The 25,122-nt window shown below is 40.3% G+C and carries 23 protein-coding genes and 1 pseudogene; 7 read left to right on the top strand and 17 right to left on the bottom strand.

What is annotated here, in order from left to right:
- Positions 1-283: 283 nt before the first annotated feature.
- Positions 284-703, bottom strand: a complete 420-nt coding sequence (locus FJR04_RS10165; protein WP_168494205.1) for a type II toxin-antitoxin system VapC family toxin — start codon at positions 701-703, stop codon at positions 284-286.
- Positions 690-968, bottom strand: coding sequence for a CopG family transcriptional regulator (locus tag FJR04_RS10160; protein WP_234301152.1), 279 nt, complete (start codon positions 966-968; stop codon positions 690-692). The genes FJR04_RS10165 and FJR04_RS10160 overlap by 14 nt, the downstream gene beginning before the upstream one ends.
- Before the next feature lie 229 nt (positions 969-1,197).
- Here FJR04_RS10160 and FJR04_RS26145 point away from each other — a divergent pair, with 229 nt between their 5' ends.
- Entirely contained in the window at positions 1,198-1,839 is a 642-nt protein-coding gene (locus FJR04_RS26145; RefSeq protein ID WP_168494203.1) for a type I restriction enzyme HsdR N-terminal domain-containing protein, read from the top strand.
- Positions 1,840-1,927: 88 nt separating this feature from the next.
- Here FJR04_RS26145 and FJR04_RS10150 read toward each other — a convergent pair whose 3' ends face one another.
- From FJR04_RS10150 to FJR04_RS10130, 5 genes are all read right to left on the bottom strand, one after another.
- Positions 1,928-2,386 (bottom strand): DUF5615 family PIN-like protein, encoded by a 459-nt coding sequence (locus FJR04_RS10150; protein ID WP_254445249.1) that lies wholly within the window; start codon positions 2,384-2,386, stop codon positions 1,928-1,930.
- A gap of 359 nt (positions 2,387-2,745) precedes the next feature.
- Positions 2,746-2,976 carry a DUF433 domain-containing protein gene (locus FJR04_RS10145; protein ID WP_168494201.1) on the bottom strand — a complete coding sequence of 77 codons (231 nt, stop codon included), beginning with the start codon at positions 2,974-2,976 and terminating at the stop codon, positions 2,746-2,748.
- A 100-nt stretch (positions 2,977-3,076) separates the two neighbouring features.
- Positions 3,077-3,835 carry a nucleotide exchange factor GrpE gene (locus FJR04_RS10140; RefSeq protein WP_168494367.1) on the bottom strand — a complete coding sequence of 253 codons (759 nt, stop codon included), beginning with the start codon at positions 3,833-3,835 and terminating at the stop codon, positions 3,077-3,079.
- Between the two features lie 73 nt (positions 3,836-3,908).
- On the bottom strand, positions 3,909-4,205 hold the full coding sequence (locus FJR04_RS10135; protein WP_168494199.1) for a J domain-containing protein: 297 nt from the start codon (positions 4,203-4,205) through the stop codon (positions 3,909-3,911).
- Positions 4,206-4,292: 87 nt separating this feature from the next.
- A complete protein-coding gene (locus tag FJR04_RS10130; RefSeq protein ID WP_168494197.1) occupies positions 4,293-6,806 on the bottom strand; it encodes a tetratricopeptide repeat protein in 2,514 nt (837 codons plus the stop codon).
- A gap of 392 nt (positions 6,807-7,198) precedes the next feature.
- On the opposite strand from FJR04_RS10130, the gene FJR04_RS10125 reads away from it, so the two are divergent.
- On the top strand, positions 7,199-8,194 hold the full coding sequence (locus tag FJR04_RS10125) for a saccharopine dehydrogenase-like oxidoreductase (RefSeq protein WP_168494195.1): 996 nt from the start codon (positions 7,199-7,201) through the stop codon (positions 8,192-8,194).
- Positions 8,195-8,310: 116 nt separating this feature from the next.
- On the opposite strand, the gene FJR04_RS10120 is transcribed toward FJR04_RS10125, so the two are convergent.
- From FJR04_RS10120 to FJR04_RS10105, 4 genes are all read right to left on the bottom strand, one after another.
- The gene (locus tag FJR04_RS10120) at positions 8,311-8,874 is read right to left on the bottom strand and encodes a hypothetical protein (protein ID WP_168494193.1); all 564 of its coding nucleotides are present in this window, start codon (positions 8,872-8,874) and stop codon (positions 8,311-8,313) included.
- A gap of 88 nt (positions 8,875-8,962) precedes the next feature.
- Complete coding sequence (locus FJR04_RS10115; protein WP_168494192.1) at positions 8,963-10,186, bottom strand: type II secretion system F family protein; 1,224 nt, start codon at positions 10,184-10,186, stop codon at positions 8,963-8,965.
- 166 nt (positions 10,187-10,352) lie between these two features.
- Complete coding sequence (locus FJR04_RS10110; protein WP_168494190.1) at positions 10,353-11,453, bottom strand: type IV pilus twitching motility protein PilT; 1,101 nt, start codon at positions 11,451-11,453, stop codon at positions 10,353-10,355.
- 57 nt (positions 11,454-11,510) lie between these two features.
- Positions 11,511-13,511 carry a GspE/PulE family protein gene (locus FJR04_RS10105; RefSeq protein WP_168494188.1) on the bottom strand — a complete coding sequence of 667 codons (2,001 nt, stop codon included), beginning with the start codon at positions 13,509-13,511 and terminating at the stop codon, positions 11,511-11,513.
- Positions 13,512-13,811: 300 nt separating this feature from the next.
- Between FJR04_RS10105 and FJR04_RS10100 the strand changes: the two genes are divergently transcribed.
- The 3 genes and pseudogenes from FJR04_RS10100 to dnaK all read left to right on the top strand — a co-directional run bounded on the left by FJR04_RS10100 (position 13,812) and on the right by dnaK (position 18,207).
- Entirely contained in the window at positions 13,812-15,038 is a 1,227-nt protein-coding gene (locus tag FJR04_RS10100; protein WP_168494186.1) for an RNA-guided endonuclease TnpB family protein, read from the top strand.
- A gap of 212 nt (positions 15,039-15,250) precedes the next feature.
- Positions 15,251-15,994: pseudogene (gene grpE / locus FJR04_RS10095) on the top strand (nucleotide exchange factor GrpE).
- Positions 15,995-16,248: 254 nt separating this feature from the next.
- Positions 16,249-18,207, top strand: a complete 1,959-nt coding sequence (dnaK, locus tag FJR04_RS10090) for a molecular chaperone DnaK (RefSeq protein WP_168494182.1) — start codon at positions 16,249-16,251, stop codon at positions 18,205-18,207.
- Here dnaK and FJR04_RS10085 read toward each other — a convergent pair.
- From FJR04_RS10085 to FJR04_RS10060, 6 genes are all read right to left on the bottom strand, one after another.
- Positions 18,204-18,851: a response regulator transcription factor gene (locus FJR04_RS10085; protein ID WP_168494180.1), complete on the bottom strand. Its 648-nt coding sequence runs from the start codon at positions 18,849-18,851 to the stop codon at positions 18,204-18,206. The two genes, dnaK and FJR04_RS10085, sit on opposite strands and share 4 nt — an antisense overlap.
- Positions 18,852-18,922: 71 nt before the next feature.
- Positions 18,923-20,299 (bottom strand): sensor histidine kinase, encoded by a 1,377-nt coding sequence (locus tag FJR04_RS10080; RefSeq protein ID WP_217359296.1) that lies wholly within the window; start codon positions 20,297-20,299, stop codon positions 18,923-18,925.
- A 95-nt stretch (positions 20,300-20,394) separates the two neighbouring features.
- Positions 20,395-20,715, bottom strand: a complete 321-nt coding sequence (locus FJR04_RS10075; protein WP_168494176.1) for a hypothetical protein — start codon at positions 20,713-20,715, stop codon at positions 20,395-20,397.
- Positions 20,712-20,957, bottom strand: coding sequence for a UPF0175 family protein (locus FJR04_RS10070; protein ID WP_168494174.1), 246 nt, complete (start codon positions 20,955-20,957; stop codon positions 20,712-20,714). The genes FJR04_RS10075 and FJR04_RS10070 overlap by 4 nt, the downstream gene beginning before the upstream one ends.
- A gap of 192 nt (positions 20,958-21,149) precedes the next feature.
- Entirely contained in the window at positions 21,150-21,533 is a 384-nt protein-coding gene (locus tag FJR04_RS10065) for a hypothetical protein (protein WP_168494172.1), read from the bottom strand.
- The gene (locus FJR04_RS10060; RefSeq protein ID WP_168494170.1) at positions 21,530-22,072 is read right to left on the bottom strand and encodes a hypothetical protein; all 543 of its coding nucleotides are present in this window, start codon (positions 22,070-22,072) and stop codon (positions 21,530-21,532) included. Before FJR04_RS10060 ends, FJR04_RS10065 begins: the two co-directional genes overlap by 4 nt.
- Positions 22,073-22,491: 419 nt before the next feature.
- Between FJR04_RS10060 and FJR04_RS10055 the strand changes: the two genes are divergently transcribed.
- Positions 22,492-24,621, top strand: coding sequence for a TIGR03032 family protein (locus tag FJR04_RS10055; RefSeq protein WP_168494168.1), 2,130 nt, complete (start codon positions 22,492-22,494; stop codon positions 24,619-24,621).
- 84 nt (positions 24,622-24,705) lie between these two features.
- Positions 24,706-25,122, top strand: a 417-nt coding sequence (locus tag FJR04_RS10050; protein ID WP_168494166.1) for a VCBS repeat-containing protein, incomplete at its 3' end; no start/stop codon positions are given.

Raw genomic sequence — 25,122 nt, 5'->3', positions numbered from 1 at the left:
TTTAACTCTAATTCAAACGCGATCGCCTCAATTATCTATCTGCTAAAGGTTTTGTAGTATGCGATCGCTATTCCTGTGAGTTGTGATTATTAGGCGATCGCTATTCCTGTGAGTTGTGATTATTAGGCGATCGCTATTCCTGTGAGTCGTAATTTTTAGGCGATCGCTATTCCTGTGAGTCGTAATTTTTAGGCGATCGCTTCAATTATCTATCTGTTAAATATTTACTGAGGGCGATAGCGAAGCACTTCGTAGGAATCGCAATTACTGTGAGTCATGATTTTTAGTTAATAGACATCAAATTCTCAAAAGGATGACGATTTTTCCAGCGGTAAGTATTAAAGTCCCGAAAATCAACAGATAGAATCCGCCCATGCCCCAAATGTTCAGCAAGAATAATCAATGAAGCGTCCGCTAAATCCATTGGCAGAGAACTATATTGATTCATCAATTCACTGATTCTTTTCCCATCTTGAACGTTGAGATCAAAAACCTCAAAAGCACCAATTTCTAAACTATGAATAAACGTCTGTTGAGCATTTGTGCCTGTATGTTTCAAGAGAATATGACAAGCTTCCGTAATCACACACCATGTTGTAACCAGAGGCTCATCAATCGTATCTAGAACTTCTTGAGCGAGAACATGATAATCATCACGGCGATTGATTAGTGCTATCCAAAAGCCAGAATCAACGATGACCATATTTTTCGTTAAGACTTTCAGTGAGATATTGCTTGTAATTAACCGACAAATCAGAGTCTCCTTCAGCACAACCAATCAGCCCTGATTCTCTAAGGAGTTGCAAAGGTTTTACAGGGGATTCTTGATGTAATTTTTCATAATAAAGATCGATCGCCACTTTCATAATGTCAGACACACCTTGATTTGTCCGCTGGCGAATGTAATTAAACTTACTAGCGCGATCGCTATCGAGCCTTGCATTAACTCTCATATTTTTGCTTGTCATAACTCTGTATGACAATACTATAGCTCAAAAAATTCAAAGTTAAGTAGTTCTCAAATAGTTTCCTCATAGGGCGATCGCGTATTGCTAACGCCAACGCAAAGCGTCCCGGAGGGAACTAGCGCGACCTAGTAATCGCTCTTTTCCTCGTATGTATCGTATATTAAGTATTAGAACCCAAATCAAATTCCTAAACTTCTAAACTTCATGTAATTACTACAAGGATTTAACTGTGATTACAAATGCTAGTAGCCTTACCCTTAGCAATCTCCGTCAAACCTTTGGTTTAAGACTCAACTCTAGCGATCGCTTTTTTGATGAATGGTTAAATAATTCACCAACACTAACCGAAGCAGAACTACAAGGACTAGATCGCCTCACTCGCAACTATAACTATCTCAGTCAGGAGGAAGCGCCACTCGAAGAAATTGTTAAGCTTGTCGTGGTGTCGCCATTGCTAGATTTGGCTGGTTTCTATCAATCTCCTTTTTTGGTAAAAGCAGAAGTAAGTACCAGTATCGAAGTTGTTGATGAAGCTAATGCTATGGCGGTTCAAGGCAGAATTGATATTTTGGTAATCCAAGATAGTTTTTGGATTTTGGTAATCGAATCAAAACCTGCAAAGCTGGACGTTACCGCAGGAATTCCCCAAGCACTGACCTACTTATTGAGCGCGCCTAATTTGCAGTCAAGTTGCTATGGAATGGTGACAAATGGCAGAGAAGTATTGTTCTTGAAATGCGATCGCCACCAAAATGTCCCTCAATATACGCGATCTCAAACTTATCGGTTACTTGAAAATACAGCAGAACGTATCCAAGTTTTGCAGGGACTTAAACAAATTGGGGCTTATATTGGCGATTTGAGGAGTTAGGCGATACCGGCGGCAAGAGAAGCGATCGCAATTACTGTGAGTCGTGATTTCTAGGCGATCGCTTAATATTTGTATTTGCGTAGGTGCATCATGAGAGAGCAAGCAGCGATAAATTCTCATCTTCATGAAATAATTTAATCGCGTTAAAATTCCGGCGCAGCAGATTTTCAATTTGTAATGTCGAACAGTTTCCAAGACGAAGCCAAATAACTTTAGGTGGATTTCCAAAGATTAAGCTCAGGTCGTGCATATCCGCATCTTTCGAGACAATCATCAAATTATTGTCTTTTGCATAGTTCCAAACTACTGGGTCAGTCGTTGCTTTCATACCCACATCTCGAACGTGAAGCGAATTTGGGAAAAGATCGCTTAAACGGTTTGGCAACTTGGGCGACAAGTTTTCATCGAAAATTGACACTCTCAGGGCTAAAGCCACTGAGATTCTTGGTTCAACGAGTCCACTTAACTTAGAACCCTTGCGGTATCTAAGCCAGAGGTGGTTCTCTCCCCAAGCGTTAACTTTCCCTCTGCCCGAAGGTAGTTGCATTACTGCAAATTTTGATTGAGTTTATAATTCTGTGTCGTCTAGCTCCCATGAAGATTTTACCTATTCGGAGGGCAGTCACTAGAACTATGGAATAGAACCCATATCTTCAGTTGTCAAGGACCAGAAAAGCCGTTAGGCAGTTAGGTTTTTATACAGGTTGATTACCATTCCTGTTGTGAACAGTATAACATCATTGAGAGCAAAGATAACAAAACTTCGCGCATCTCAACCAATCTTCATGAAAAGAAAGACTCTATGCGGTTAAAACCGTGGTCAGTGAGCTTGCCGAACTGCACGAGTCGCTTATATCTCAGGTCTAAAGACACTGAGCTTTACTCTTACCGGATGCTCTTGTAATTTCATGCAGATAATGGCGTGGTCATAAACCGACGCTCACGATCAGCAGCATAAGCAATGCAGGCCTTTAAATCCTCTCGTGTCAGATCAGGAAAATCGGCGAGAATTTCTGCTTCAGTCATCTCAGAAGCCAGATATTCAAGCACTTCATAGACCGTAATCCGCAAACCACGGACACAAGGTTTACCACTGCGTTTTCCAGGCTCAATTGTAATGATGTCTCGGTAGTTCATAGGTTTTTACAATCATTAGTTGCATTCGTATATTTTACCGAAATAAAGCAATTCAGCGGACATCTTTCAACTAGGATTTCGCTCTGAATAAGTTACTCCTCTATTTTTGTGTCGCTACAATTACCTGTGCTTCTCTCAAGACTTTATCTCCGCATAAATAACCCCTGACTACTTCCTGAATCACCGTATTTTCTGTGACATCTGCCCTTGATTGACGACCTACAGCATACATTGTTTGGGAGTCAAAAGGTTTACCCTGGGCGACAATGGGAACAACACGGCGTTGTTTGAGTATTTCTAAAAGCGATCGCCTAATTAACTCTACTCCCTGTTGATTGCTGGTGAAAATTTCCGTTAATGATTCTGACATTGGTAATTTGTCTATCTCATTAGATTCAGTATAATTACCATTAATCCAATCTAATAGCTTTTGCCAGAAGCCTTTTTGTATTAATGGTTTTGAGTTTGAGGTAGTAGATAATGCTTCTAGTTCCCCTTGCCAGTAAGTACAAGCCTGATCTAAAGCATCCACAATACCCAGTAAATCTTTGAGGAATTTCTCCTGCTGCTGCTCAAATTTATCCAATGCTTGTTTTTGACTTTCTTCCAGACGTATTTGCAGATGTTGTTGATCTGCACGAGTTACGTCCAATGCTTGCACCAAAGCATCTTGAGTAGAACGCAATAATTTACCCTGTTGCTTCATTTCATGACGTAGAGCAGTCCATTCAGCCACCATTTGATAGGGATCAAAGGAATTAGCAGATGATGGTGCTTCACCTAAATATTCAGGGGGTACTTGTTCTGAGTGTAAATAATCTAGAAATTTGCTAAATAAAGCTTCTTTGTCAGTTGTCATTGGTAATTGGTAATTGGTGATTGGTGATTGGTAATTGGTAATTGGTAAATACTTGGTAGGCATTATCAATGATTTAAAATGTGGCACGAATTAAATCATCTAAACTAACTTCTAGTTGAGATAGGGCTTTTTCTTGCACCTGTTTTAAGATTTCTGGATTCAGTTCTGCTTTTAGGGGACGAAATTTCAAGAAATCCTCATGTTGACCTGTATCTCCTTTACGAAGTGCCTCGTAAGCTACTCGAATTTCCTTAAACTCTTCTGGATAAGTATGAGCAGGAAATTCCCGTAGCTTAGTATGATACGCCGCTTTAATTTGGGCGCTTGTTGCTCCTGGTGAAATACCTAAACGTTCGTAATTGTCAGCCATAAATAATTTCCAATTAATCAGTCTTTATCTGTGTTTATCTGCGTACCCTTCGGGAAGCAAGCTACAATTATTCTTGATATCTAACTTTTACAACAATTCTTGAAAACCTGCTTTTCTTCTACCCTTGCGTTTTTTAGATGTAGATGATGCGTTTCTAAAGATAAAGTCTAAATCTATTTCATCATCATCTTCGTCTTCATCTTCATCTTCCTCATCTGAGAAATCAGGCATTCTGTTTAACATCATTTTCTTTAGTTCTGGAAGCATCCGTTCAAAGTCGGCTTTAGGCATTTTGTTGCCCAATAATTTTTTAAGCATCCCTTCCAATAAATCATCAACATTTGACATATTGAGATTGTCAAATTGCTCTGGATCTGGCATGACGCTCTGAGTTTCTCTATTATTGAGAAATGCCTGTTCTTCCCGAAATGCTTGTAATGCTTTAGCATCTTGTAGACGACGGGCTAATTCAAATCCCTGCTGCTTTAATTGTTCATAATTGGGATGATCTACATCATAAGTAGTGGCTCTAGCTAATAGCAATAGAGGGTTTTGTGGTTCTCGACGTAGTGCTTCATCTAGGAAAGGGATCAGGCTTGTAATCTCACCAAAACGGCGTGCTTGGAGTTGAATATTTGCTAGAGCATTGCCTGGTTGGGGCATGGTATCGAGGTAGAAACGGACGGGAAGCTCTAATTTTTTGGGACTACTTTCTTTAACAGCTAAAACAACTAAATTGGCAACTCTGGCTTCTGGGTATTCTATTGATAGGTCAATCAAATTTTGCCTATACTGACTGATTAAAGCGGCGATCCCTTTTTCCCGTTTAGCAAAGAGGTGGATAGAAAGAGCGATCGCTTGCAATACAGCAATTTGTTCTTGACCAGCTAATCTTTGTAGAATAGTTTCCCATACTTTGGCTGCTGCTTTTTGGTCTAATGAAACTCGACCACCGGAATTGGGCGGACTTTGGGCTGCATTCACGAATATCTGACAAGCACGGATAGCCGGATCTCGTGGATTTTCTGTCTCCACCATCCGGCTAAATAAGGGATAACTTAACGTAGATAAAGCATCTATCCAAGGCGATGTTTCTATTTGAGGTTCAATATTCAGATCGCCAAAGTGCTTGCCAAATTTGCGCCGAGCTTCATTGAATGCTTGTCTGTCACCTAGTCTATTCCAACAGTGCAGCAGTGTACTATAAACTTCTTCATGCCGACATCCACTTTCTAATGATTGGGTAAGCAGGGCGATCGCTTCAGTATAATTTTCTTCCATGGTCTCAATTAATCCCTTGCGCCCCAGTAACTCTGGCGATGTGGGACAGATGCGTTCGGCTTGTTGCAAAGCTCCCAAAGCTGCACGTTCACGATCTAGTGCCATGTAAGCATCTGCCATCCAGCAGTGGAGATGTGCTTGGGTCGCTTTCAATCGTTGTGCAGGCCATTCTTGAGGTTTTTGTTTCGCTTCCTGTTCTAACCACTTCAAAAAACGAGTCAACAGACGTGGACGTTCTTGATCGTGATCATTAGCATCGAAAACTTCTAAGAGATTGATTGCCAGTTGGGGGTTAAAGGGTTGCTCTGTTAACAAAGGTTGCCAGAATAGTTCAGCACAGCTTGTTTCTCCTTGATTCAGTGCTTGTTGTCCGGCTAGGGTCAATAGCAGTGGACGGAGACTTTCTAGTTCTGGAAAACGTGGGGAACGTCGCTCTATCTTCAATAGCAAATGGGCGGCATCATGGTGATCAGCTTGGTCAATCAGTTGCAGCATTTGCAACACCGTTAATGCCTCTTGGATATTTTTATCTACTGTTGTTCGCGGATTTATAGATTTGAGGGGTTCTTGTGCTGTTTTTCCCTGTTGGAAAATTGCCAAGCGTTCTAAAATTGGATGCTCTAAATACTTTGGTTGACCAAATAAAGACGATTTCAACCCTAAAAGATCAGCCGCAGCATCCCAATTACCGCTGATTTGTTGAGTATAAACAACCCAAGCTAGGGGCAAGTCTCCATCAGTGACAGCACGCTTAATTTTCAAAAAAGATGTCAAAGCTGTTTCTGGTTGCCCATTTTTTAGCGCCAGAACGCCTCGTACCCAATGGAGTTGGGCAGCACTAAAGCGTTTAGATTGTTCCTGAATTAACTGCTCAACTGTAGCGGTATCTCCTTTGAGTAACAAGAGTTTTAGGTAACAGATGCTGTATTCTTTTGGTAGAGTACCTGCTTCAAAAACATTTCTGAGCAAATTTAGTGCTGCATCTAATTGCTTCAACTCCAGCAAACATCTAGCTTGCCAGTAATGAACTTCTCCCACCAAACCAAATTCTAGAGCGCGACCAAAGGATTTTTCTGCCTGTTTAAAATCTTGTTTTTGAAATTCTTGCTGACCCCGTAGCAACCAAATCTCTGATTCTTTGGGAGTAAATTCTATATTAGGATGCGATCGCTGATTTTTCTTGATTTCTTCCAATGCCTGCCGATATTTTTTCTGGTTTAGCAATTCTTGCAGTTGCACCTGGAAAGAGTTTTCAGCAATTTTTGTCTCTGCGCTAGAGACTTGTTGTTGTGAGTGCTGTTTTGATTGATGTTTAGCCACTGGGCTTTCTTCCTAATTGTTTTTTTATTTTCACCCTCATATAGCAATCCTAAATGATTCATGAAAATTTTCTATTGGCTATTGCCCTAACCAATAAGTTCTCAACTCAAATAGGACTATAGTTGAGGGCGGCTCTAGCTGCTCTCTTAATTTTAATATTAGTGGGCTGTTTTTTTGACACCATTGCTGTCTTAGGTCTCCCCAAGTAGAGCAACTGCCGTTTAATTGTCAAGGTACAGATTACTGTTAAGCAGTTAGGTTTTTATACAGGTTGATTACCTTTCCTGTTACAAGTAATATAACACAAGTCGCTGGAGGAAGACAGCCTCTAACTGGCTTTCATCCCTTGCCTAAGATTCCTGATAACCATTATCCAACACAGAAAAATCCCTATGAACACACAACCTATCCGCGTCGGAGTTCTCGGTTTTGGTGGACTTGGACAAGCAGCCGCAAAACTCCTCTCCAGCAAACGGGAAATGATTCTCGTTGCAGCCGCAGACCAAAAAGGCTACGCTTACTCCACAGAAGGTTTAGACACCACAGCTTGTATTACCACCTACCAAAATCAAGGTACAGTCGGTTCTTTAGAACCAGTCGGGACATTAAGCAATAACAGCATTCAAGACCTGATTGAAGCCACAGGTGACGCTGTAGATGGTTATTTCCTGGCTTTACCCAACCTCCCCAACGACTTTATTCCCAACGTCGCTAAAGAATTTATCAAAGCTGGTTGGAAAGGTGTGCTGGTGGATGCTATTAAACGCACCAGCGCAGTAGAACAACTCCTAGCCATGAAAGATGAACTGCAAGCTGCGGGAATTACATATATGACAGGCTGTGGTGCTACTCCTGGACTGTTAACTGCTGCCGCTGCTTTAGCTGCTCAAAGTTACGCGGAAATTCACAATGTAGTAATTACCTTTGGTGTGGGAATTGCTAACTGGGAAGCCTACCGCGCCACTGTTCGGGAAGATATTGGACATATGCCTGGTTATAGTGTGGAAGCCGCTAGAGCTATGACTGACGCAGAGGTAGAAGCATTATTGGATAAAACCAACGGTGTATTAACCTTAGAAAACATGGAACACGCTGATGATGTGATGTTAGAAATTGCGGGAATTTGTTCACGGGATAGAGTCACAGTTGGTGGTGTAGTTGATACCCGCAATCCCAAAAAGCCCCTCAGTACCAATGTGAAAATTACAGGACGTACTTTTGAGGGGAAAATATCCACTCATACTTTTACATTAGGCGATGAAACTAGCATGGCTGCTAATGTCTGCGGTCCTGCTTTTGGTTATCTCAAGGCTGCCCAGGAATTACATCAACGAGGCATTTCTGGCTTATTTACAGCGGCTGAAATCATGCCTAAGTTTGTAAAATAGATCATTGTAAGAAGGTGATAGGTTATAGGTTACAGGTTACAGGGAGGAGAAGAGAAAAATGTTCTTCCTTCTTCTTTCTTCCTGACTCCTGAATGGGCGCAGGCCCTGCGCCCCTACTAAGCTGGTGGAAGTTCGGAAGATGAAAAGAACTCGATAGCTGCTTCTTCCATGACAGTGGGGGGTGTTTGGATAATAAAAGGCAATTCAGCACCTACAAGACCCCGTTGGATACGTTCTGATGTTTGATTGAAGACGACAAATAGAGGATAAATAGTATTTGCACCCTCACTTAAAATATGACTGTGACGGGGGTGCATCATCCATTCGTATTCTTTGTCTAACCACACTTGACTTTTGCGCCATCTTCCTAATAAATCAGAAAAGTCTTCATGGGGACGATGAATGAAAACTAAAATTTCTACACCGGTTTTAATTTTCCATTCTGGGTCACACATGATAATAGCTATATCACAGGGTAAAGCTGTCGTCGTGGAAGTTTTAGCTTCAATATCACGGATACGAACGATTGGTAAAGGGATTGTGATCACACTTTCAGACGGACGACGCAGACTCGGAATCATCTCCAAATAGGGACGATGTTGTTTGAGGAGAGCGATCGCCGATAAATGATTGCTATACTCAGCTAAACTAGTTTCATAAAGAGATTTTTGTACGGACATAATTTTGTAAAATATAAAAGTGTAAAGTATGAAGGATGAAGTATGAAATGATTGTTTTAGCCTTCATGCTTCATCTTTGAACTTTTAACTAACCCATCTTTTCAAATACTTTGAACATTGGCAAATACATGGCCAGCAAAATCGTACCGACCATCCCCCCCAGCACTACAATCATCAATGGTTCTAACACGCTGGTGAGTGATTTAACGGCTTGTTCTACTTCGTCTTCATAGAAATCAGCAACTTTCATTAACATTCCATCTAGTTGACCTGTTTCTTCACCAATACTCATCATCTGAATTGCCATAGCTGGAAAAACAGCTTCTTTGAGTAATGCCACACTAATCATACCCCCTTGTTGAACTTCTTCACGAGCAGAATCAATCGCGTTAGCAATAACTTGGTTTCCTGATGTATCTCTCACAATTTCTAAACAGGTTAAAATTGGTACTCCAGAGCGAGTTAATGAACCAAAAGTTCTACTAAACCGGGCAATGGAAGATTTTTGAATCAAATCACCAAACAAAGGCATTTTTAAAGAAATACCATCAATGTTTAACTTACCAATAGGGGTTTTGTAATACTGCTTATAGATAAACGACAACACAAATAGAATCGCAATAATCAGTACAGACCAATAACTTCGTAAGACTTTACTACAAGTCATCAAAAATTGCGTGAGTGCTGGTAATTCTACTCCTATAGATTCAAAAATGTCTGCGAAAATTGGAATCAGAAAAACTGTCATTCCCACAAAAATAGCAGTTGCTAAAAAACCCACAACCATCGGATAAGACATAGCTGATTTAATTTGGTTCTGTAATCGTGCCATGTCTTCTAATAATTTAGCTAGACGATTTAAGACTTCATCTAACACACCCCCAATTTCTCCAGCTTGCACCATACTCACATACAAACCATCAAAACATTCAGGATGTTTACGCATGGAATCTGAGAGGTTAATTCCAGTTTGGACATCGGCACTAATTTCCATCAGAGCCGCTTTTAGTTTAGGATTACTACACTGTTCAGATAGTACACCTAAGCCTCTGACGATCGCTACACCTGCATTTACCAAAGCCGCAAATTGACGAGAAAAAACGGCTTTATCTTTTACAGAAACCTTCACGAAGGAATTCTGAATTTTCTGAATATCAAACCGAGAAGCCAAACTTTGAGATTCTTTTAAATCTTGAACAACAAAACCTTGGTTTCTGAGATTAGTCCGAGCATCTGTCAAGGAATCAGCAGTAAATTTTTCTGTTCTGGATTTTCCCTGAGAGTCACGAATTTTGGCAACGTAAGTAGGCATAATATTAAAATTTTGTTAGTTGTCAGTTGTCAGTTGTCAGTTGTCAGTTGTCAGTTGTCAGTTGTCAGTTGTCAGTTGTTAGTTGTTAGTTGTTAGTTGTTAGTTGTTAGTTGTTAAGAAGTTTTCCCTGTCACCAATCACCAATCACCAATTACCAATCACCTATTTAACGTAATTTAGCTCCTGCTGGGGCTGTTGCACCAATTAGACGCTGTACTTCATCTGGTTTGGAAGTTTTAGATATTGCTGCTTCAAAAGAAATAGTTCCTGCTTTATATAAATCAGCTAAAACTTTCTCTAGAGTTTGCATTCCTAACTTACCACCAGTTTGAATAGCTGAATAAATTTGTGCTGTTTTTCCTTCCCGAATCAAGTTAGAAATAGCCGGGGTAATAATCATGATTTCTTGAGCCATGACTCGACCATATTCATTGGGTTTAGGATTTTTCTTAGATACTAAAGTTTGACTAAAAACTGCTACTAAAGAGTTAGACAATTGTACCCGCACTTGGGTTTGTCTTTCTGAGGGAAAAACGTCAATAATCCGGTCAACGGTTTGTGAAGCAGAACTAGTGTGTAATGTACCAAATACCAAGTGACCTGTTTCTGCTGCGGAAATTGCCAAAGAAATAGTTTCTAAATCCCGCATTTCTCCTACGAGAATAATATCAGGATCTTCCCGCAAAGCTGCTTTTAAGGCATTAGCAAAACTTTTTGTATCTTCCCCTAATTGGCGTTGGTGAACTAGGCTTTTAATTGGTTCATAAACAAATTCAACGGGGTCTTCAACTGTGAGGATATGTTCTGCCCTTGTGCGGTTAATTAAGTCAATCATTGCCGCTAGAGTTGTCGTCTTACCTGAACCTGTTGGACCTGTAACTAGAATTAGTCCTCTTGGCTTTTCCGACATTTCTCGGACTATATCTGGTAAACCTAATTTTTCAAAGTTAGGAATTTTAGAACTTAATGCTCGTAAACAAGCAGCATAAGCACCACGTTCCTTATAAACATTGACTCGGAAACGCGCTAATCCCTTGACACCGTAAGAGCAATCTAATTCCCATGTTTGTTCTAAGGTTTTGCGCTGAGTATTATTGAGCATACTAAAAATTAACCTTTGACACTCATCGGAGGTAAGACTGTGGTCGCCAATAGGTGTAAGATGTCCACTGATGCGAAAATAAGGGGGTAAACCGGCAGATAGGTGCAAATCTGAGCCACCCATATTAATCAATTGTTCCATCAAGTCTTCAATCATCATTTCCATAATCTTGCTCCATTTTCATTAAATAAAAATTAAAACTCTCAACCCAAAAATGCGTTGCTAATCTGCAAATCTAGGTGTCATACAGTAAGGACAATCTAACCATTCTGGTTGTAACTCTGCACTACAAGTCCGGCAAGTTAGTCCACTTTTCCGTTTGGCTTTTAATTCAGCTTCTAAACCAGTATCGGTGAATGTTACCCGTTCTACTTCTTCCAAGGTGGTTGCACCTTGACGTACTAGGTCTAAACTGTATGCTAGTAAGGTTTTCATCCCCTCTTCAACAGCTACTTCTTTAATCCTTTCTGTGGGTGCTGCTTGGTTGATGAGGGTTTGTAAATTTTCAGTAATTCGCATTACTTCATAAACACCACAACGTCCCTTGTAGCCAATCCCATTACATTTAGGACAAAGGTTTTGATTGCTAGAGATTTCCTCCGGTGGGATAATGTTGGCTTTGTAGAAAGTTACTTGAGCCTCTTGGGAAGCTGATAGACCATAGCGAGCTAGTTCTTGAGTAGTGGGAGTATAGGGAATACGACATTCAGAACAAACCCGACGAACTAGACGTTGTGCTAAAACCCCAATCAAAGAACTAGAAACCATGAAAGGTTCGATTTCCATTTCTCCTAAGCGAGCGATCGCTCCAGGTGCATCATTAGTGTGTAAGGTAGTTAATACTAAGTGACCTGTTAATGCTGCTTCAATCGCTGTTTTGGCTGTTTCTTTATCTCGTGTTTCTCCCACCAGTAGCACGTCTGGATCTTGGCGCAAGAAAGCCCGTAATGCCGTTGAGAAATCTAACCCTTTTTCCCGAATTACCTGTACTTGAGTAATCCCCGGCAAACTATACTCAATCGGATCTTCTACGGTACTGATATTAATCCCCGGATCATTCTTTTCTGATAGTGCTGAATACAAGGAAGTCGTTTTACCTGAACCAGTCGGACCTGTAACTAGAATCAATCCAAATGGCTTACTAACCATATCCTTGACTATATTCAAAGTCTCTGGATCAGTAATTAACTTATCCAAACCCAATTGGGTGGAGGAGTTATCTAAAATCCGCAGACAAACCTTTTCTCCATAGCGACTAGGGAGGGTATTTACCCGGAAATCCACCTTTCTACCGGCAAATATGCGGCGGATACGTCCATCTTGTGGTAAACGCCTTTCAGCAATGTCTAGGTTAGAAATAATTTTAAACCGGGCTGTTACCGCGGGGATGATTTTTTTCGGCATATTTTCAAATGCCTCACGCAATACTCCATCTTTTCGGAAACGAACCCGTAAATATTCTTCTTGGGGTTCAATGTGAATATCCGAAACACCCTCATTTAAAGCTTTTAGCAGAATTTTATTGACAAGTTTAATGATTGGTGCATCATTAGCATCCTGACCTGGATTATCTAAATCAACATCATTATCAGTAACTTCCTCCATATCCTGATTGTCTAGATCATTTAAAGCCTTAGTCACGTCAAAGCTTTTTTGCTGTTCTAGAATTTTTTGTCGTGCAGCTTGTTCATCTAGGTATTGATTAATAATTTGTTGGTAATCTTCCTGGGTAATTACCATGCGCTGCAACGCCAAGCTTTGGGGACGCAAAATCCGATTGAGATCATCAGATGCTTCTAGATTATCTGGATCAACCATCGCCACCAATACATAAGGTGGATTTTGAGTATCATTTTTGGATAATGGTACTAAATGATGCCGACGACAGATATCAACAGGGATGAGAGTTTGAATTAAAGTCCCCACATTTGCTGTTTCAATTTGGTTGAGTTCCGGATCAAGAGACTCAACACCGTAGAGAATTTTGAGTTCAAATAAATGTTGTTTTTTGTATTCCCTGACAAACTCAGGTGATAATTGTCTCCCAGTGATTGACTCTAATACTTCTGTCAGTGGTCTTCCAGACTTGCGGCTTTCAATTACAGCCTGCCTCATCTGTTCATTATTGACATAGCCAGCCTGCACTAGCTTATTACCGAATGGCGAAAACTCTGCTCTTGTGGTTAGAGCCGTGCTGCGCCGTTGTGGTGATGAGTAAGTCATAAGCAATTGGGTTAGGGTAGGAGAACCTCTTATTTAAGTATTCCCATACTGTGGTAGATAATTCTCATTGATACCTTATTAAATTCCAGTCAACAACCTTTCTACGTAAAAATTTTTATAAGAAAATAGGCTGAAAACCCTTGAGGTCAAGTTTTGGAGCTTGGTGGAAAAACTTAACCGTTCTTTAGGCAAGGGATGAAAGCCAGTTAGAGGCTTCAGCCTCTAGTAACATATTGTTTCGCTATTGAAAAAGTTATGACAAGTGAACTAGTATAATGTTGTGGTGTTTAAGTCAAAGCCATGATAATTTACGAGTTTAAAGTCAAAGGAAAAGATATACAATATCGCGCAATAGATGAGGCTATTCGTACCAGCCAATTCATCCGAAACAAGTGTTTACGCTATTGGATGGATAACAAAGGTGTAAGTAAGTATGACCTCAACAAATATTGTGCGGTATTAGCATCCGAATTTCCTTTTGCTGATGAACTTAACTCAATGGCTAGACAATCTGCTGCGGAACGTTCTTGGAGTGCCATAGCTCGGTTCTATGACAATTGTAAGAAAAAGGTTCAAGGTAAAAAGGGTTTCCCTAAATTTAAAAATAATTGTCGTTCTGTTGAATATAAAACGAGCGGGTGGAAACTATCTGAAACCAGAAAAGCAATTACTTTCTCTGACAAGAAAGGAATAGGTACTTTAAAATTAAAAGGTACTTATGATCTGAATTTCTACGACATTAAACAAATTAAACGAGTGCGTTTAGTGCGTCGTGCTGATGGGTATTATGCTCAATTTGCAATTGATGTAAATATTCGAGTTGAAACACAACCAACTTATCAAGTAGTAGGGTTAGATTTGGGTTTAAATTATTTCATTGCTGATTCAAAAGATAATGTAGAAGAATGCCCGAAGTTTTACCGTAAGTCAGAAAAACAGTTAAACCGAGCTAATCGTAAAAAATCTAAGAAGTTCAGTAGAGAGCGCAAAAAAGCCAAGCAACGACAATCTAACAACTACCACAAAGCTAGAAACAGGTATGCCCGTAAACATTTAAGAGTAAGTAGGCAGCGAAAAGAATATTGCAAGAGATTAGCATATTCCGTGATCCAATCTAACGATTTGGTAGCTTATGAAGACTTGAATATTAAAGGCATGGTAAGAAACCGACATTTAGCTAAATCAATTTCTGATGCTGGTTGGTTTACTTTTCGGCAGTGGCTAGAATACTTTGGGCATAAATATGGGAAAGTAACTATTGCAGTTCCACCCCATAATACCTCTCAAAATTGTTCTAATTGTGGTCAAAAAGTGAAAAAATCCCTATCAACTAGAACCCATATTTGTCATCATTGCGGGTTCGTAGAAGATAGAGATATTAATGCCAGTATCAATATCCTAAAATTAGGATTAAGTACCGTAGGGCATACGGGAACTTACGCTACAGGAGATTTGCCCTCTTGGGCGATTGGTGTAAACCTGTCGTCTAACGGCGAGTCTATGAATGTAGAATCCCCGTGTCTTTAGACCGGGGAGTGTCAAAATTGGGGTATGAGGTAACACGCAACAGGTAATAGTCAATCGGGTTTAAAGTGAATTTTTCGGGAATTTTGCCTAAATTTCTGGCTGTATCTCTTGTGATTGACCATTTGTCACAATAGGATGACAGTGATATTACTTCCTTTCCAAATGTTGGTAATGAAATTACTGCTGTTAAAACCATGGGAAATGAGTAGATAATGGTAAACGAAAATAAACAGGTAAACTATATAAGCCAGCAATTGGGCGAACCAATAGAGGTATAGCAAGCAATGAAAAGCGACTCCCCATCCGAAATTAACTCCAACGAACTTGGCAGCGAGGTGACTGAGCAAGTAGCAACCCCAATGAATGAACAGGGAGATACTATACTCACTGAAGAAAATGGCGACGCTACAGCCCAGCCCGAAGTTGATATCGCTGCTTTGTCAGAGTTGACTCAACAAATTGAATCTCTCAAAGTACAATTAGAAGAACGCAGCACTCAGTATATGCGGATTGCCGCAGATTTTGAGAATTATCGCAAACGCACAGCCAAAGAAAAAGAAGAACTGGACTTACAGGTAAAGCGAAACACAATTACGGAATTGCTGCCTGTAGTTGATAATTTTGAGAGAGCGCGATCGCACCTCAAACCCCAAAGCGAAGGCGAAATGACAATTCATAAGAGTTATCAAGGGGTTTATAAACAGTTGGTAGATTGTCTGAAACGGTTAGGCGTAGCACCTATGCGACCTGAAGGCCAAGAATTTGACCCTAATTTGCATGAAGCAGTGATGCGAGAACCGACAGATGAACATCCAGAAGGAACGGTGTTAGAAGAATTAGTTCGCGGTTATTATTTTGGCGATCGCGTACTTCGTCATGCCATGGTGAAAGTAGCTGCTCCCAAAGAAGATGCCCCTTCTACACCAGAAGATCAATCTAGCCAAGACAACAGTTAACCAGAGCCAGGATTTTATCTCTTACCCAGGATAGGGCTGTTGATACTTAGCTCAAGTTTCACAGCCCCCTGCTCCCAAAATTTCAGTTATTCAGATAAATAATGTCGAGGATTTATTTAAAACAATAACCTCTATGTGTATAATCGCTTATAATAAAACTTGCATAAATTTGGCTATTAAATTTGTAGCCTGTAGCTAACACAAAATCGCTGGCGAATAGTTACGGTAAAATATTTAACTCAAAGACTTTACGTATGGGAAAAGTTATCGGCATTGATTTAGGAACTACTAATAGTTGTGTCGCCGTGTTGGAAGCTGGGCAACCAATAGTGATTGCCAATTCCGAAGGAGGACGGACTACACCTAGTATTGTGGGTTTTGGGAAAGGTAACGATCGCTTAGTCGGACAACTAGCAAAGCGACAATCTGTAACCAATGCCGAAAACACAGTCTACAGTATCAAAAGATTTATTGGTCGTCGTTGGGAAGATACAGAAATAGAACGCGATCGCGTCCCTTATAACTGCATCAAGGGTAGAGATGATACCGTTGATGTCCAGATTCGCGGACGTAGCTACACACCCCAAGAAATATCCGCTATGGTGCTGCAAAAACTCAAGCAGGACGCAGAAAATTTCTTAGGTGACACAGTTACAAAAGCCGTAATTACCGTACCAGCATATTTTACAGATGCCCAAAGACAAGCCACCAAAGATGCTGGGACTATTGCTGGCTTAGAAGTATTAAGAATTATTAATGAACCCACCGCCGCCGCCCTAGCTTTTGGTTTAGACAAACAAGACCAAGAGCAATTAATCTTAGTATTTGATTTAGGAGGAGGGACATTTGACGTATCCATACTCCAACTAGGAGACGGAGTTTTTGAAGTTAAAGCCACCTGTGGCAATAACCACTTAGGGGGAGACGACTTTGATAATGCCATTGTCTGCTGGATGGTAGAGCGATTCCTGGCAGAAGAGAAAATAGATATTACCCAAGACAAAATGGCTCTGCAACGACTACGAGAAGCAGCAGAAAAAGCCAAAGTTGAACTATCCAGCATGGTTAGCACCTCCATTAATCTGCCATTTATCAGTGCTGATGCCACAGGACCAAAGCATCTGGAAATGGAACTCAGTCGTTCTCAATTTGAAGAACTGACAGGGAAATTAATCGAGGGGACTATCGAACCAATGATCCAAGCCCTCAAAGATGCAGACCTCAAACCCCAAAATATAGATCGGATTATTTTGGTTGGTGGTTCTACCCGCATTCCTGCCGTACAAAACGCTTTAATCAAGTTTTTCAATGGTAAAGCCCCAGATCGTTCCGTTAACCCAGATGAAGCTGTAGCTTTAGGTGCAGCCATCCAAGCCGGAGTTTTAGGTGGAGAACTAGATACGCTGTTGCTTTTAGATGTCACACCCCTATCTTTAGGAATTGAAACATTAGGAGAAGTCTTTACAAAAATTATTGAACGTAATACCACCATTCCCACTAGTAAATCTCAAATATTTTCTACAGCCGTAGACGGACAAACATCCGTGGAAATTCACGTTCTCCAAGGAGAACGGGCAATGGCAAAAGATAACAAAAGTTTGGGCAAGTTTCTACTCAGTGGCATTCCTCCTGCACCTCGTGGTGTCCCACAGATTGAAGTAGCATTTGAAATTGATGTCAATGGCATCCTCAAAGTTGCCGCTCAAGATAAAGGTACAGGTAGGGAACAAAGCATCCGCATTACTAGTACAGGTGGTTTGAGCAATAATGAGATTGAGCAGATGCGGAAACAGGCTGAGTTGTTTGCCGAAGAAGATCAAAGACGTAAAGAATTAGTAGAACTCAAAAACCAAGCTGATAACCTCTTGTTCAGTTATGCTTCAACATTACGGGATAACCGCAATTTACTCAGTGAACAGTTGATAGTTAAGGCTAATGAAAAAGTTGACCTACTACAAACAGCAATGAGTAATCCGAATATGTCCCCAACTAACTTTAAAACTCTTTTAGATGATTTCCAACAAACTCTATTTGCTATTGGTGCAGATGTTTACAAACAGGCTACTAATGAGGAACCAGGATCTGAAGACTTAACAGAAATAACTGTGATCGAAGAACATCAGCCAACCGCCGATAGCTCACAAGTACCACAATTTAGTTTTGATTTTGATGAAGAAAATAACGCACAAGCTGATTATGAAACAATAGATTAGAAACATCTAACTCGCACTGCTTTTGTTGCAGCCTCAGTGCGGTTTTCTACCCCTAATTTATTGAGGATCTGTGTCACATGATGTCTAATAGTAGAAGGACTTATTTTTAACTTTTGCGCGATCGCATCATTAGTCAATCCTACACTCAATAATGCTAACACTTCTTGCTGTCGTTTAGTCAATTCATAGACAGGTTGAGATAAAGATTTAGGTTGTTGAAATAATGACTGTAGAGCCTCTGATGATACTTTACACAAACCAGCAGCAGCAAATCGTACAGTTTCCGCTAATTCATCAATTGATGCACCTTTGAGCAAATAACCAATCGCTCCCGCTTCCATGACTTCCTGTAATAAGTCTGTTTCTACAAAACTTGTCAACACCAAAACCTGAATTTTTGGGTATTTTTCCTTAATAAATCTTGTTGTTTGTACCCCATTCATCTCCGGCATCATCAAATCCATCAATACTACATCTGGCTGTAATTCTGCACACAGATGTATTGCTTCTTTACCATTACGTGCTTCACCTACTAATTCAATATCATCAAAGGCTAGTAAAGAAAATTTAATCCCACCTCTGAGAATTTCGTGATCATCAACAGTGATGACCCGAATGGGTTTGATTAATTTATTTTTTTCCATTTTGATGCCCTGAAAAAATGCTTTTAAAACCAAATAATATCTTCTTTAGGTCAGTATTTATAATATCGTTATTATTTTGTAATTTTTAATTGCCCACTCTGTATTACCCAAGTTAATACAATCTTAGTACCCTTTCCTGGATAACTTTCCAGATTGAAAGTAGCACCAATAGATTCAGCCCTTTCTCTCATAATTTCTATGCCTAAATGACCCGATGGTGTATCTTTAATATCAAACCCCAAACCATTATCACTAATACATAATTTTATATACTCTGAGTTACCTTGAAAACTGACAGATACTTGCGTAGATTGAGCGTGTTTAATAATATTATTGAGTGCTTCTTGGGTAACACGATAAAATACCAGTTTTATCTCTTCCGGTAAAGGTTGATCTCCGGTTATTGTGGAGATAATTTGGATTTTTGCCCGTCCTTGAACTGCTGTGATTAGTTCTTGTAATAAATTACCTAATAACTTTCCTTTCAACCCGCTAGGACGTAACTCTAACAACAAATTCCGCATTTCTGCTAATGCTCCCTGTGTTAATTGGGCAAGTTCTTCTAATTTCTCTTGGACTATTTCTGGATGACGTTGCCATACTCTTGGTACAGCTTCGGCAATTGTCGCCACAGAAAACAATGTCTGCGATACTGAATCATGTAAATCTCTCGCTAAACGATTTCGCTCTTCTTCTACTGCAATCTTTCGTAAACGTTCGCTTTCTATTAATTGTTGGCGCAATTTGACTGATTGAAACAACTCTTGAGTTAGACCTAAACTCATAATCAAGACAAAGGACATAAACCCAAATTGAGCTAAGTACACAGATTTGAACACCCTTAAATCTATGAGCCGATCATTTACAGCCACTCCTATTAATATCACTATACTAACAAACAGACTAATTGCTGCTTGTTTTTCACCACGCAGATATTGACGGTAACAGGCATAAAGCGAAAAGATACTAAGACTAATTAAACCGATAACTTGGAATTTAATCAAGGGATTGATTCTTGTCCCGTCGGGATAGGTAATTAACTCACCCCAAGGTAAAGAAAAATTTGATAGTTGACTGATCCGGGAATAGGGAATACCAATAGGAGAAATTAAGTTGCTCAAAAAATAAAATAGGTACAGGCTATTCAGCACCAAAATTAGACGTACTGGCTTAAAATTAGTATATATAGCTATAAACCATGTCAGAAAACCTGTAAAGATGAATCCTGACCCAGATACCCATTTTCTAGCATAGATATAGTTTTCTATATTTGTAGATTGATACATAGCTATTATGCCCAGGATATAGCTACAGGCTGACAAACTGGATAAACCAAAGCAGATATGAAGTGCCGGTTGTAATCCCTGCCAGCCAATCAGTATGTGTAATATACCCACATAGAGACAAACCCCAACGCATATACTAAGAATAATAGGGAGAATATTCATTGATGGATTAGATTAGAAGTTGAAGTTGATCTGTAAATAAGTAATATCACTTAATAAGACATTTGGTCAAACTTCATTTCTCTTTCGATTCATAACTAATAATTATATATAGCACTTCGATTTAATTTATTTCGATTTAATTTATGTAGAGGTAAAGCAAGAACAATTGCTTCAGCTTCTCCAAAATCTAGCTCGTTTAAAAGTTCATTAACTTGATTTTTATTACTTACTAAATGAACGTTAATCCAAGATAAATTTTGAACTTCTGTTGTCCCCGGAACTAAATAGCCAACATTGACTATTTCATCATAAACAGCTTGAGGAATAATCACTTGATCATACAGTTGATGTAATAGTTCAAGATGTCCGACTGCGGCTAAATTGGTAAGGGAAGTTGTGTCGCTAATTATAATCATAATCTTCCCATTTCTTGTAAAGTTTTAATATCTTCTTCTAATTCAGCCACATCATAATGAATATAAATATTACGTTGAGCTAGTTCTTTTTGAAATTGAAGTACATTCATTTCCGCTAGACGACGAGCTTTTCCGATGCTAATTTTATCTTTTTCAAAAAGCATAATGGCTATTTCTAGCTTTAATTCACTTTCTGTCATTTTCGTTGCTTGAATAATATCATCAGAGATTAGAATAGTCATGGTTATATTTTTCCCTCGTTCAAATTATTATTATAGCTTTTTCGCATCTACTACAAATTTACTCAAGAGTTTCGATCCTCACGCAAAAGTTCAACACTGTCACTAAAAGTTTTACCTAAATAACGCTGACGTGCAGTATCTATTTTCGCCCACGCTTGTGCTTTCGCTAAGTCTTGATTTACTAATTCAGCACTAACTCAAAATCTGAAGTTTTGCTTCATCAAATATAACACCCCGACGAGCAAAATATTTATGAATGTTAATTTGTACAAATAAATCTTTCAGTTCTTCCGCAATTTCAATTGGTGGATTTCCTGATAATGCAACTGCTATTAAATGTTCCGCACTGTGAATTTCTCCACAATCAATTGCTAAGGTTGCTGCACTACGATATAATATCGAACGGGTTGGTTCTGCTGCACAATCATTGGTAATTAATTCTGCTGCTAACCGTTCTTTTTCAAATGCTTCTCGTGATAATTTACAAGCTAAATCTAAGTTACTTTTAAGTTTAGCAACTTGTGCCATTTCGGCTAAATCCATAGCTTGTTGATGTAATTCTTGAATCTGACTCATTTTTTTACTATAAATACTAAAGGATTACTAAATTCAACAACCACAATGTAAGCAGGGAGAGTACCATCTGTGGGGCTAACTTGTTCAAGTTTCTGTTTGATTCTAGCTTTTATTCGGTTGTTTTCACCTTTACGAATACCAGAAACTTCCAATCGTACTGCATTTTGAAATGGTAACTCATTGTTATCATCTTTTTTACCTAACCAATAATCAAATCCTGTTCCCCTGCGCGAACGTTCGATAACTGTATAGTCTGTAAGTTCTTGTATAATTAAAAAGGCAATTCCATAAGCTGCCTGTTCTGTAGTATATTCATTATCGTTCCAACAGCGTAGCATTTGGTCTGTTACCTCTTGCCAATATAGGTTAAAAAAAGTTGTAAATTCTCCTCTAACAGTGAGTTCAATACCTTGATTATAACTTTGGTTATGTAAACACACAGCACAGGCTTCTGCTAATGTCGCACCAAAAGCTGGAGTAATAGCAGGTAATCCTTTTTGTAGTTTCGTAATTACTAATTTTTTAGAATTTGAAGCCATCAGTTAATCAATATTTTAATCTTGTAAAATTTACATCACACTTAATAATTAGAAATCATCAATTTAAGAATCTATTACCAATTCTATCACCATTAATTGCTATCTTTTTCGCTCTTTTTCTGGGTAGTAGAGCAAGTGGCGTGGGTTGAGGGGGGTAAGGCGTAGGCGAATTTATTCGTTTATTCCCATTCATAGTTTCTACTTATATAGGATCATGATCCTAGTCAAAGACTAGATCAATGTCCGATGCGATCGCTATAACTATCGAAATATAATGAACGACACAGATCATTAAATCAAGAAATTCATCAAGTTTAAATTTTCGCTAACTTCCCCTCAGAGGCATTACCGCGCCAATCTGGGATTTTTTGCCATAAGCATTAATACTTTTTAAATAAAAACAAAACATATACTAATCAATGTCAACAATCACCGCAGATTCTACCCCTTCCTTACAAATTACCGCTTCCCAGGATTTCGCCTCCTGGTTGGAACAGCAAAACCTCAGTCTAGCCTTTACCACCTACCAAACTAACCGCCTTTTTTTCGTCAGTGGCCAAGCTAACGGCAGACTGAAACTACACGAAAGACTATTCGACAAACCAATGGGATTATGTGTAGCAGCAAATCGTCTCTACATGACCACCCGTTATCAAATTTGGGATTTCCATAATCTCCTGGATAGTGGGGAAAAATCACAGGAAACAGATCGTCTCTATGTCCCCCACACCGCTTACACCACTGGAGATGTCAACGCCCATGAAATAGCATTAGACAATGCCGGAAAACTAATTTTTGTCAACACCGATTTTAGTTGTTTAGCCACAATTAGCCCGGATTACAGTTTTGTACCCATCTGGCAACCGCCCTTTATTTCCAAACTCGTCGCTGAAGATCGTTGTCATCTGAATGGGTTAGCGATGGTAGAAGAAAAACCCGCTTATGTCACCGCCTGTAGTACCACAGATACCGCCGCCGGCTGGCGAAATCATCGCCACGATGGGGGAGTCGTGATTGATGTTAAGCAGAACGAAATTATCGCCACAGGCTTATCAATGCCCCATTCTCCCCGGTGGTATCAGGGGAAATTGTGGTTACTCAATTCCGGCACAGGGGAATTTGGCTACATCCAAGATCAACAATTCCATCCCATCACCTTTTGTCCTGGATTTGTGCGCGGGTTAGCCTTTTGGCAAAACTTCGCCTTTGTGGGACTATCTCAATTACGTTCCCAGAGTTTTACTGGCTTAACCCTAGAAAAACGCCTCATGTCTGAGGGAAATCGCCCCCAATCTGGGTTAATGGTCATTGATTTACAAACAGGTGAAACCCTGCACTGGTTATATTTTCAGAGCGTAATTGAAGAACTATTTGATGTGGTAGTTCTGCCCGGAGTGCGACAACCCCAACTCATTGGCTTACAGGAAGAAGAAATACAGCGTCTAGTCACATTTCCCAACAGTGGCGGCATTGTCACCACCAAACCTACGGCAAAACGCCCCAGTAAGGGCGCAAAACCTCCTATTGCGGGTTTACCGACCTCTCCCCCAACCCCTCTCCTGCAAGGAGAGGGGAGTAATAAGAGTAATGGGGATATCTCACCCTCAACCCTACAAGGAGAGGGGAGTAATATTATTGCTCCCCCCTTCCCTACTAGGGAAGGGGGGCAGGGGGGGTTAGGTCAAACCGTCCGTTACCAACGGGTGTATCACCTCAATACTAGCAATGCCCTCACCTACAATCATCTCACCTATCCCAGTTTAGAAAAACGCTGGCAAACCCAACCACCCCAAGGGGAATTAACCGGGCTTTCGGCTTCTGTAGATGGGGCAATTGTGGGATTTGCGATCGCTGAACGTTTAAGCTCAGAAGAAGCCGAAATGATCTCCCTATTTGTGTTACCCGAATACCGTCATCAAGGGATTGGCACAAGGTTAGTCGCCTATTTAGAAAGAGAATTGGCACAACAGGGATGTGAAGAAATCGTCCTCAGCTATTCAACCAATACAATTACCAATACAGCTTTAGACCCGCTACTGCAAAAGCTACATTGGCAACCCCATCAAACCAACATGGTGCTAGGCAAAACCGCTACAGAAAAAATTGCCCAAGCCCCTTGGTTAAACAAGTTTCCCCTACCTCCAGCCTTTGAGGTGTTTCCTTGGCTAGATGCAGGTTTAGCCCTGCCCCGTGCTGTGGAATCACACCGCTTAGAACCCCTAAATAGCTTGGGATTACGCTATCGGGGGGAGGTAATTGGTTGGGTGTTCACCCATCGGGTTGCACCTGACACAATTCGTTACACCACTCTCTCAATTGCTGAACCTTTTGAGAAGCGGGGGCGAGGGATTTCACTGTTGGCTGAAGCGATCCGTCGTCAAGTTAACAGTGGTGTTCCCTATCTGACGGGTTCGGTTTCCCACCATTATCCCCGTTTGTTGCAGTTTGTTGAACGACACCTGACTCCCTATTTAACTGGGTTAGGGGAAGTACGACAGACGAGTAAATCTTTGATCCCCCTAAATCCCCCTTCACAAGGGGGACTTTGACTCCTATTCCCCTCTTATTAAGGGGCTAGGGGGGATATTTCCCACATCTATTTCATTTTGAATTCATTTTGGAGAAAACTAATTATGCCACCAGTAGAAACAACAGATCCACAATTCTCATCACCTGTAACCAACCCCTTCGGGCTGACGAATGTGGGGAATATCGCTGCACCCACCTTTGCCGATATTGATAATGATGGGGACTTGGATGCTTTTGTGGGTGAAGCTAACGGCGATACCCTGTTCTACCGCAACACGGGAACGGCTGCTGCTCCCACCTTTACCCTGGAAACCACCAACCCCTTCGGACTGACGAGGGTGCTCTCTAATTCTACACCCATCTTAGCCGATATTGATGGGGATGGGGACTTGGACGCTTTTGTGGGTGACGCTTACGGCGATACCACGTTCTACCGCAACACGGGAACGGCTTCTGCTCCCACCTTTACCCTGGAAGCCACCAACCCCTTCGGGTTTATAAAGATGAATCTTTCTAATTCT

The organism is Anabaena sp. UHCC 0204, from assembly GCF_009711975.1.
Classification (GTDB): Bacteria; Cyanobacteriota; Cyanobacteriia; order Cyanobacteriales; family Nostocaceae; genus Dolichospermum.
This window is presented reverse-complemented; position numbering and strand designations above follow the sequence as displayed.